This window comes from Nitrososphaera sp. AFS (genome assembly GCF_009898475.1).
Lineage (GTDB): Archaea > Thermoproteota > Nitrososphaeria > Nitrososphaerales > Nitrososphaeraceae > Nitrosopolaris.
In genome coordinates this window covers 1-10,395 of record NZ_QURE01000106.1, presented here as the reverse complement: position 1 = coordinate 10,395, position 10,395 = coordinate 1, and the positions used below count along the sequence as shown (strand labels likewise).

Below are 10,395 nucleotides of genomic sequence, written 5' to 3'. Positions count from 1 at the left end.
ATCCTCAAATATCTTATCCTTTTCCTGCCCTGGTTTAACGTACCAATCTCTAAGACCGATTAATTCAAGTAATTTCATGAATGTATTATACTTTATTAGATCAGATAGGCTGTACGTAATAAGCATATTGCCATACAAACATCAGCTCGAACTTATCCACTAATTCCTATTATCATAGAAAACCAAGAATTGAGTTCTGGGAGATAAAAGTGTATGGTTCAGAATATGCATCTTCTTGTATGTAATGAAACACTTCAAATTATTAGATAAATCTCTATTTTATTAAAGATATTCTCAGTAGGAAGCCAACTTATCCAAATAAATATAGACTAACTTAATCCTGAGAATATGATAACAACTGAGAGAAATTTAGTATATAAGCAAAACTAAATTCTATAGCTTTAGAAAATTTACCAGTCAAAAAGTAGCACATTTTAATTGAATTATCTCAACTATTATCTTTCTTTGGAAGGTACAATATCTTTAATACCTGAAAATACTATACAAGATTGTATAGTTATAATGGAACAGCGGAATTATAATTCTAATACATTTTATAGGCAAATTACTGCAAATTCTCTATTTACTAGTAGACAAATAGATATTATTTCTAAACGACTAGCCAGTGAACGGACGATTGAAAATATAAGTTCAGGGGCATATTATAGGCAAGTAAAGCAATGTAAAATAAAGATAACTAGATTGCTTTATAGTATTATTCTATTGTATTCTATTAGTGCTCTTGATGAAGAGGCGTTTCATATATTAGAAAGGTTAGCATCACAACTAAATGTGATATTATATAAGGAAACAGGTAATAATGATAATCCCAGAGCACAAAATGTGATGTCAGTGATTGATCAATTAATTAAAAGAATGTCAAAAGTATAAATCAATCACACATATAACGTTAATATCACTGGTTATTATAACTTCTGTGATATGAATATAGGAGTGTTTAACCTAGATTGGAATCTTGTGATGTATCTTTTACCTTCATTTGTGATTGGTATGTGTAGCATGTTTATTTATATAAAAATTAAGGACCCCATTAGTAAATTAAAGCATCGACCCGATCATGCTGTAGTTGAAGCTATTGTATACGAATATACACGTAGACTTCAAAGTTATGATAAAGGAATTGGTGAATTGAGATTCAAAATTGACAAGATAGAATTGCTCTTGACCCAGCGTAACCAAACTGGACATTTAGATGAAGCTAGCACCGGAACTGGTCACAATTTTCAGCAGGAATCCACTGGAATATCACAATCAGAAGAAGATCCTCCATCGCGATCTCACAACAATGAAGTAATATCGCAACCTAAATCGCAAATTCATGAGAACAAATCGCTCTTAGTTACAAGCAGCGTGATACCAAATAACATCACAGCAGATGATATGATCAGTACTAATCACGACATGAATTATCAGAGTCAATCGTCTACCCCAGATCTAATTTTGAATTTATTGGCTCAAAGATCTAGAACCTCAAGGGAGATTCAAATAGAGATAGGAAAGACGCGAGAACATACATCCCGTCTTATGAGAAAGTTATATGAAAGGAACTTAGTGGTCAGGGATGACAAGAATAAGCCATTCAAATATCATATAACTGAGACTGGACGTAGAGATCTGATGCTTCATAATGCAGTAGCTCAGACCCAGGCCAATATTCGTAATCCCCAAAATTTTCCTCAATAGATCAAGTTATTCGGGTATTAAAAATATCGGATAACTGCTTAACAGTTAACACTTTAACAAAAAAAATTGACTTGTTAACTTTTCATGAGATGACCCAATAGCATCTTAACGATTAAACTTCTTTATTATGATAATTTTATAATATTGCCTTATTTAGGGTTGCAGTGGAAATAAAGGGGTTAAACCATTCATGTTAACGTTGTTAAGTCGAATTATAACACTCCAGTGGAAATAGAGGGGTATTTAGGTGCCCCTTTTAGGTTCCCATAAACACAATTGTTAACATCATGTTAAAGTGAAGCCTTTTCATGTAATGCCCCACCCCACTATTTCGATTCCACATGCATACTCATATGTCCTAGTTTAAATTGGAAAGAATTAATCAAATAATTAATATAAGTTGATTTTGATCTTTAAAAGCGAATTATTAACAACGTGTTAAGATGATAACTTTATCTTAAATGTCCTTAGTTATGTTAGAAAGGAAACATAGGGGTGTGTATGTGTATGTGTTTGCATGATTGGGATAATAGGAGCGTTTTGAATTGAGTGATGATCTACTCGATAGTATATTTGAAAAAGCTGTATCTGGAAAGACTTTAATTAAAAACAGGCGGACTCTGACTATAGACTATGTCCCTGCTAAACTCCCATTCAGAGATGAGGAGACAAAAACAATTGCGCAAACCTTATCTGTGGTTCTAAAGGGCGCTAGACCGTCAAATTTGCTATTGTTTGGGAAACCAGGCACTGGAAAGACAGCTGTAATAAAAAATGTAGTTCAACGGTTACATCAGAAGGCTAAGGAACTTGGAATAGAAGTTACGGTGCCATTTGTTAACGCGAAAACTGCTAACACAGGCTACAAGGTTCTGTATGAAATTGCAGAGAATATGGGAATTAACAGAGAGGAGGAAAAGAAATTACAAGTACATTTTACAGGCCTATCGATGGGAGAAGCGACAGACAGGATTTTGGATTTCAAAAACTCCATGTTGTGCTGATAATTGATGAAGTCGATTCTCTTGTGGATAAAAATGGCGATGATATATTATATAATTTCACTAGGGCAAATGAGCAAATGTCTGGTGGTTTTATTAGTTTAATTGGCATATCTAATAGTCTTACTTTTAAGGATAAGCTAGATCCGCGTGTTCGTAGTAGCCTGAGTGAAGAAGAGATGGTATTTAATCCATATAAAGTAGAACAATTGCAAAAAATCCTGGCAGATAGAGCAAAGCTTGCATTTAACGATGATGTCGTTTCTAGTGCAGTAATAAATTTATGCGCAGCAATGGCGGGAAGGGAAAACGGTGATGCAAGAAAAGCAATCGATTTGCTTAGGGTTGCTGCAGAAATCGCTGAAAGAGAGAGATTAAATGGTGTAGAAGAAAGGCATGTCCGATTTGCACTAGAAAAGATCGAAAAGGATACCAATTATGAAGTTTTGAAAAATTCAACTACCCATACTAAAATAGTAATACTGGCGATAATGAAATCAAAGAATGGAAATACAGGTGAAGTATATGATATTTATTCCTCACTATGTAATAATTTTGAACACGAGCCTCTAACACAACGCCGTATCACACAAATAATAAGTGAGCTAGATCAGCTAGGTCTAATAACAAGTGATGTGGTGAGCAAGGGACGTTACGGAAGATCGCAGAGGATAAAGATTACAATCCCGACTCTTACTGTCAGCAAAGATGACCCTTCTCTTTCTACGTTGGATCTGGCAGATTGAAATTCATCTGAAATGGCTGAAGATTGGACAGATTAACTACAATTGCAATCCCGGGGCTTGGAATAATACCCATAGTCTGTTGAAATTTAGTCTGCGCCTGCCAGGCACCTGAATTAACTATCAAAGTCCCGCGGTAATTTTGGACATCTATACTGTGCACATGTCCTGAATGAAGAATATCTGGCACATCAGTAATTACCATCATATCCTCGAGTTCTGGTCCTATAGGTGTGCGTTCCCCGTATATTGGGGATAGGTGACGTGCCTTAAGTAATATCTTCATTGCTTCTGCCGGCTTTGAGTAGCTCAGACCAGGTGTTGTAGCAATGATGTCATCCAAACTTTGTCCATGATACATCAATACTTTTACACCGTCCAGCTCTATTAAACTAGGATTCCCTAGCATAGTGAAATTTTCAAAAGAATATAATCTATCAGAATATTTTCTTGGCAGCGCCGGTTGCGGCAAGGCTCTTCTCCCTGGGTCATGGTTCCCTGGAATAACAAAAACTTTAATATGTTTAGGAATTTTAGCAAGCAAATCACTTACATGATCCATTTGTTTGTTGGCATTTGTTTCGATTAATTCTTTTTCTTGATTAGGAAATATTCCAATGCCATCAATCAAGTCTCCCCCTATACAGAGGAATTTGATTCTACTTACTATGTCTTCATCAGCTGATGAGAGCCAGTTCAAAAATCTAAGAAATTCTACTTCTAGAAAGTACTTACTACCAACATGAAGATCTGAAATCAAGACTACATATGATTCCGAATTTGATCTATTGGGGAGATGGTCAGGAATGTCTGGGGAAACTAAACTCTTTGCCATAAATCCATGTGCCCCTTTTTTGTTACTATCATCTAATTCTACCATGATCATTTGGTCAAGAGCCAGTATAGAGGCCTGTCTCTTCAGTTCTTCAGTGACTGCAAGTACACTTAGCATTCCACTGTAATCATCAATCATCATCTCCAAACCATTCTTCTTTGAACGTTTGGACATTAGGAGGCCTGCTACAACGGAGGTTTTTTTATTTATTTCCAAATTCACGTCGAAAGATTTTCTTAACTTTGAGCTGTTGGATTTATGTCTTATAGATGAAATTTTGGTGATACGTTTACTGTCTGGACGTAATGCCAATATACGAAGTGATTTCTCAAAACGACTCCGGAAAAGTGATGTATAGCCCTTAATGCCCTCTCCGCTATTAATATTGGCAGTGGGATCTGAAATCACTTTGAAGGAATGCTGCCCAGATGTAACGTCTACAATGCTTGATGTGGAATTGAGTATCGTATTATTAAAACTATTGCCATTAGAGACATTACCTCTAGGATTAATCAAATTTTTGATATCTTCAACTATGATGGAAGTATTTTCTTTGTTTTTAATTTTCATTTTGACTATGTCTTGGACAGTCTTCAAAATATCGATATCAAGTCCTTTGAGCATTGCAAAGGCATCAGGATGTATTTGATAGCCCATACTAATTGCAAAAGATAATGCACTAGATATTCCTCTTTGAATAGACAACGTATTACCATTTAATTATGACTCCCATGCTTAATTGTATTTCTCCGATAACCAAAAATTTTAATAATACCTATATTAGAGGAAATATACCATTCCTCCTTCAATAGTAATAGGCAGGAAGAGTAGGAGCAATTATAGGATTTTGGTCCTAACTAGAAGATATAAACACAAGCAATCTGAAAGGATTCTTACTTTAATTCATTTAAACCACTGATGCCAGTTTTTCATGTCAATTTGGAATGAGCTTAAATATAATCTATTTTGGAATAAAACCCCATTCAAACCATCGGAATAGTGCTAATAGATCTGTATAATATCAAATCACTATGAGTACAAGAATCAAATAAGTATCATATAACTTTAGGAGCGGTTTCCAATTTCTACTGGCTATGATTGCTGAGATGATGAGTGATTCTTTGTGACTGCTGCTACTGCTAGCTAATCCTGTTAATATCGCCTTTTTAGATTTTTGCTGTCTACTCGCTTTTAGTAATGTTAATTCCTGATGTCCACACTTAAAGATATGAAAATATTTCTATTTCTCTTCCCTTCTGCAGTTTTCCAGGGGGTGGAATTAATTCTTGCAATCTATTATGAACACACAGGAAATTCAGACCTTTTTCCGTAGTTGTAAATATTTTTTCTCCGTCCAGATATTTTATCAGGCCTTTTTCTATAAGAAGTGCCAGACATTCTTTAGCCATGCTGTGTGGAAGAAATGTATCATACATTATCTTCGTCAGCCTAACCCTATGGCCGTTAGCACTTTCTAGAATCTGTGCAAGTATTTCGATTTTATCTCTATACTTCATACGTATATCAATATGCTCTGCATATATAAGTCTATACCCCAACACGGATAGACGCTATTATATCGGCAAATTGATCTTTCCTAATACTCAGAAGGTTAATGTGCTAAAGCACAAATAAATATGGGTGTATATATTAACAAGATATGGAAGACGATGAAACGTTAGAAGATAACGAAACAAAAACTACAATGAAGGTTCCTACTGAACTTCTTGATGAATTCAAACATCTGGCTATAGATATGAAAACGACAGTAACATCTCTCATCGTAGAATCAATGAGACAGTATCTTAAGACCATTAAGAAGAAATAAAATTGTGGTACTACGAGACCGAAGACAAGAAAAACTCGAGGAAGATGGTGGCACCTATTGAGTAGTAACCAAAGTTCGCTACAAATCCTTAGCGTTACCCATCTCTTTCTTTCCTATCCTCCAAGCTCTTTGTCTATAACAGCTTTGAACTCTGGAAAAGGTTGTGGCCCTAATAGTTGCTGAGGATTTGAACCATCGCTTTTAACTATGATAAATGAAGGCATTATACTACGTTTAACTTATAAAACAAACACCAGCTAGAGTCAAAATCGCCAGTGATAGTTATGCATCCACTAAACATTATTTATTTTTATTTCTTTAGTATAATGGTGTTTTACTTGACTACTGCTACTCCTAGTCAATATAAGGAATTTCTCATAGAGAAAAAGAACTTCCAAAGAATCTACTATTTAATGGCCAACCTAAAATCTTATGAAAATATCGGGAGAAAAGTTAGCATATCATTAACAACTATATTCATAATTGCTGCTATCATGTCTTCTGCAGCACAAGCATCATTGTCATTTACTCCCTCATCTCCAATTGTTCCCTATAAGCTATCCTATGCTTATGCGCAAACACAAAGTCAGGGAAATACAGAGCTATCATTGTCTACTCTAATTAAAGAGGGACAACCTCATCAAGGTAGCACCACTGCCCCCATTACTATAATTGATTTTAGTGATCTACAATGTATTTTGTGTGATAGGTTTGTAAAATCAACAGAACCGCAGATAAATTCAACATACGTTCAAACAGGAAAAGCTGCATTAGTGTTTGAACATTTGCCTAATCGTGGTTTTGATTCGTTCCCAGCGGCTCTGGCTGCTCAATGCACTAACGACCAGGGAAAGTTCTGGCAATATCATAATTTGCTCTATAAAAATCAAGGGCCAATTGATTCTGGATGGGCAAGTAAAGAAAATCTCAAAAAGTTTGCATCTGAAATCCCTGGGTTGAATACGGCAAAGTTTAACTCATGCTTTGATAGCCAAAGGTACAAACCCTTTATTGAAGCTAACTTGGCCCTGGCACATTCCTTAGGTTTTACACAAACCCCCTCCTTTATCATAATAAAAAGCGATGGTTCAAATCCTCAGCAACTATTAGGGCCACAACCTTTTCCAGAGTTCAAAGCTGTTATAGACAAAGAGCTTGGAGGATAGGAAAGGTATGGAAAGAGATATGACTCACATTCGAAGTACAGATATACAAAGTAAGGTAGAGGAATTAGAAGAGATAAACCAATCCCTAAGAAATCATGACAAGCTAAAGGATGATGCTATATCACAATTATCAGATCAACTTGTAGTATTATCAACAAGATTGCAGGAAATTGAAAGAAGACAGCAGCTAGTCACATGATAAATTATTGTAGCATACCTTTTTATCATAGGTACGGGTTTGATGGTATAGAGATAAACTTGACCTAGTCTAGTTAGTGTGGTCGTAGAAGTTATTTTCATCGAATATGCCTTACTATATCTGTCTATCTTTCTTGCATCTCTACTAGTATAGTTATTTTTATGATGCTGATAACTCACTCACTATAAACTTCCAATAAATTTTGAATTCTTACTTGTAGATCATAACAAGAAACAAAAATTACAATCAATACTAGCGTACACTGATGTAGAAATAATCGACAATGCCTACAAACTAAGAATAGAATTGATCAAGCTTATAGAAAAGAAAATGGTGTCAGGATAGCCGATAAAGTCCCATATCAGTCTGGCGAGGAATTACCTAGGACTTACTTAATTTTCTCTACCTATCTTCAACTATTGCTAACGAGACTAAAATTTTGATTAGGATTGAGACTTTAAGATCTCCGATTTATGCAGTGTAGGATCTTTATACTTACAATGATGTTCAATTGATTCTAGGTTTATGTACTCAATGTTTGGATGTATCTTGCAATAGTAAAAAGTCCCGCTGCCATTCTCATTATTGTATCGTCTTTTATCAATGATAGGATAACATGGACTTTAGTATGAGATGATAATGGTTGTCATTTTTGATGAGAATTGTCTTCAAAGAATTTCTCGGTTGACATGATAGAGTTTTCATTTTCTTCCCTTTCCATTTCCCTGCCCCTTCCTTTTTCATTCCTCCTTAGTTGATTTATAGGATGCGATTGGATAATTTATCAAACAGTGAATACCAGTGTGCTTTAATTGTACAAGGTAGAAGATAAACGAAAGCGCAAGGACGCGCCCCTTCTCACAGGAGACGCGTCGAAGGGACAGCGGTCTTGTCTCAATGAGGGTACACCCTGGCTGTGCGGGTATAGTGGGAATGATAGCTCCCCGCACCCAGGACCCCTCCAGCTTTATGCATTATGGCTGGAATGTAGCTGCCCCGGCATCTAATGTAATGATGGTGGAATCAGCTGCGTATAGTATTGTATTAGCATTATCCACCGTTAAAGCTTTGGTTTTCAAAAACTAGGTAACGACATTTAGATATCATTACTGATAATGCTAATTCTAGTTGCTGTTGGTTTCTATACTAAAATATCTCAGGCTGCTCTGCTTCAGGATGTTCTGATTCTATATGTGCTGCAAGTGATCGTGCTTTCAAGAAAGTACGCCCACAAACCTTGCATGTGTATCCCTCCGCCTCGGATTCGGAATATGGAAGAGACATATTACCTACAATATAATAGAGACATTCTATTTACTATTTTGGATACTTAATTATTGTAAATGTCATGTCGTATGGTTTAGGTTTCAACTGGAGATAAAGTGACCAGTGCCAAATAAACAGTAGAGGAATAGAACCAATTGGTCCCATTTGCTTATGTATTTAATAAGTATTATTTAGATAAGGGAGTTTAAAATACTAGAGTCACTTCTATCCGATTGAGAACAAATTTGACTACTATGTATTTACTCCATTCCATTATCTACACCCCAACCAATGTTCATAATCACAACTAGGGCAAACATCTTGCATACAATACATACATTCAATTAATCCTACAGCATCACAAGTGGGGCATTTCATTTCGTGATAAAATTCATAGACATGACATCAATAAAGTTTTGAAATCCGAGTTCACCTGGTGCCATATCGATGAATCTAAAAGAAAGATTAGGGACAGGGCCCTAGCTTCGAGGTAGTACTTTGAGTCAATGTGACACCACCAGAAGTGGTTACAGTCGTAGAAGAGCAGCTTGACTGTGCACCGCCTGAACTTGACGATGCACTCCCTTGTGTACTGCTGTGGCCTGCAAAACCACTTATCGCTGTTATTTTATTAGGACCATCTGCGGTATTTCCAACAAAGTGGAGAGAAGGGCTATTTGAGGCACTTGTGCTGGTAGAACAGCTGCCTGAGCTACCACTTACGCCTGTTTGAACACTTGTCTTTGGTGTACTCGATGCACTACTACAACTATAAGCCATTGTCATATTGGGTGTATTCATTACCAGAAATGTTGCTGCGATAAAAATAGCACTTATCAAATATATTTGAGTCATGCTTGCTACTATACCTCAGACTATAAGTGTAATCTGTTATGTCTTACTAAAACTTTGTGTAACTTAATTGTATATGTATGGTCACATGGTGGAGGTTGAAATAGAGACATAAAAATAAAGAGATCAGGTAGCATCGGTCTAAATGAAAATATGAAATCTCACTTTACGATATGAGGTATTATATTTTAGTCACACACGACCACAAAAGCTAAGTGTTAGCCAAGTCTAAATATGAATAAACAAAAAGCGGGTAGATTGACTTGTTCATTGGTAGGTAACTAATAACTTGTCGATAGAAAACCTAGTATTTTCAGCAGGTGGTGGATTCATATTTGGTGCAGTAGCAGGATACGCCCTTAAGAAAGTAATGAAAATAGCAGCAGTAGTTATTGGATTGTTTGTAGTTGGTCTCTCCTATCTATCATACAAAGGATGGATAGATGTAAAATGGATAGAATTGGAGAATGCGACAAAGACCACACTGACTAATGTAGCAGGACAGGTAGGACACGCATTAAATAATACAGCATCTCAATTTGCAGCACATTCAATTACAGTAGAAGCAGTTGCAGGCTTCCCAGTTGCAGCTGCGTTTGGATTCATGCCAGGACTTTTGTTGGGATTAAGAAAGGGTTAATCAGATTAATGATAATGGAAAAACTAGTAGGGCACAATTTTGATGTTCCAATGAACGTATACGTTAGCTACCTCCTTCTTCGCTCTAATTTCATACGCATCCCGTATTTAGGACGTAACGTGATAAGAGGTTTTAATTCCACCTTGTGATTTGCATCGTGG

General features: G+C 36.1%; 12 protein-coding genes. 9 read left to right on the top strand and 3 right to left on the bottom strand.

Annotation, left to right across the window (positions count from 1 at the left end):
- The first annotated feature begins 522 nt into the window (after positions 1 to 522).
- From DYY65_RS09925 to DYY65_RS09910, 4 genes are all read left to right on the top strand, one after another.
- Positions 523 to 891, top strand: a complete 369-nt coding sequence (locus DYY65_RS09925) for a hypothetical protein (protein ID WP_162477803.1) — start codon at positions 523 to 525, stop codon at positions 889 to 891.
- A gap of 51 nt (positions 892 to 942) precedes the next feature.
- The gene (locus DYY65_RS09920; protein WP_162477802.1) at positions 943 to 1,704 is read left to right on the top strand and encodes a helix-turn-helix domain-containing protein; all 762 of its coding nucleotides are present in this window, start codon (positions 943 to 945) and stop codon (positions 1,702 to 1,704) included.
- A 545-nt stretch (positions 1,705 to 2,249) separates the two neighbouring features.
- Positions 2,250 to 2,708 (top strand): AAA family ATPase, encoded by a 459-nt coding sequence (locus DYY65_RS09915; RefSeq protein WP_162477801.1) that lies wholly within the window; start codon positions 2,250 to 2,252, stop codon positions 2,706 to 2,708.
- Positions 2,709 to 2,731: 23 nt separating this feature from the next.
- Positions 2,732 to 3,451, top strand: coding sequence for a Cdc6/Cdc18 family protein (locus DYY65_RS09910; protein ID WP_370519353.1), 720 nt, complete (start codon positions 2,732 to 2,734; stop codon positions 3,449 to 3,451).
- Here the strand turns inward: DYY65_RS09910 and DYY65_RS09905 are convergent.
- Together DYY65_RS09905 and DYY65_RS09900 are read right to left on the bottom strand one after the other, a co-directional pair.
- Positions 3,429 to 4,988: a DNA-directed DNA polymerase II small subunit gene (locus DYY65_RS09905; RefSeq protein ID WP_236561780.1), complete on the bottom strand. Its 1,560-nt coding sequence runs from the start codon at positions 4,986 to 4,988 to the stop codon at positions 3,429 to 3,431. The two genes, DYY65_RS09910 and DYY65_RS09905, sit on opposite strands and share 23 nt — an antisense overlap.
- 515 nt (positions 4,989 to 5,503) lie before the next feature.
- Complete coding sequence (locus tag DYY65_RS09900) at positions 5,504 to 5,800, bottom strand: winged helix-turn-helix domain-containing protein (RefSeq protein ID WP_162477799.1); 297 nt, start codon at positions 5,798 to 5,800, stop codon at positions 5,504 to 5,506.
- 143 nt (positions 5,801 to 5,943) lie between these two features.
- On the opposite strand from DYY65_RS09900, the gene DYY65_RS09895 reads away from it, so the two are divergent.
- The 4 genes from DYY65_RS09895 (at position 5,944) to DYY65_RS09880 (ending at position 8,562) form a co-directional block, all read left to right on the top strand.
- Entirely contained in the window at positions 5,944 to 6,111 is a 168-nt protein-coding gene (locus tag DYY65_RS09895; RefSeq protein ID WP_162477798.1) for a hypothetical protein, read from the top strand.
- A gap of 338 nt (positions 6,112 to 6,449) precedes the next feature.
- A complete protein-coding gene (locus DYY65_RS09890) occupies positions 6,450 to 7,277 on the top strand; it encodes a DsbA family protein (protein WP_162477797.1) in 828 nt (275 codons plus the stop codon).
- 7 nt (positions 7,278 to 7,284) lie between these two features.
- Positions 7,285 to 7,476, top strand: coding sequence for a hypothetical protein (locus DYY65_RS09885; protein WP_162477796.1), 192 nt, complete (start codon positions 7,285 to 7,287; stop codon positions 7,474 to 7,476).
- 897 nt (positions 7,477 to 8,373) lie between these two features.
- Positions 8,374 to 8,562: a hypothetical protein gene (locus DYY65_RS09880; protein ID WP_162477795.1), complete on the top strand. Its 189-nt coding sequence runs from the start codon at positions 8,374 to 8,376 to the stop codon at positions 8,560 to 8,562.
- Positions 8,563 to 9,207: 645 nt separating this feature from the next.
- Here DYY65_RS09880 and DYY65_RS09870 read toward each other — a convergent pair.
- Entirely contained in the window at positions 9,208 to 9,597 is a 390-nt protein-coding gene (locus DYY65_RS09870; RefSeq protein ID WP_162477793.1) for a hypothetical protein, read from the bottom strand.
- Positions 9,598 to 9,883: 286 nt separating this feature from the next.
- Between DYY65_RS09870 and DYY65_RS09865 the strand changes: the two genes are divergently transcribed.
- A complete protein-coding gene (locus DYY65_RS09865) occupies positions 9,884 to 10,234 on the top strand; it encodes an FUN14 domain-containing protein (RefSeq protein WP_162477792.1) in 351 nt (116 codons plus the stop codon).
- Positions 10,235 to 10,395: the final 161 nt, after the last annotated feature.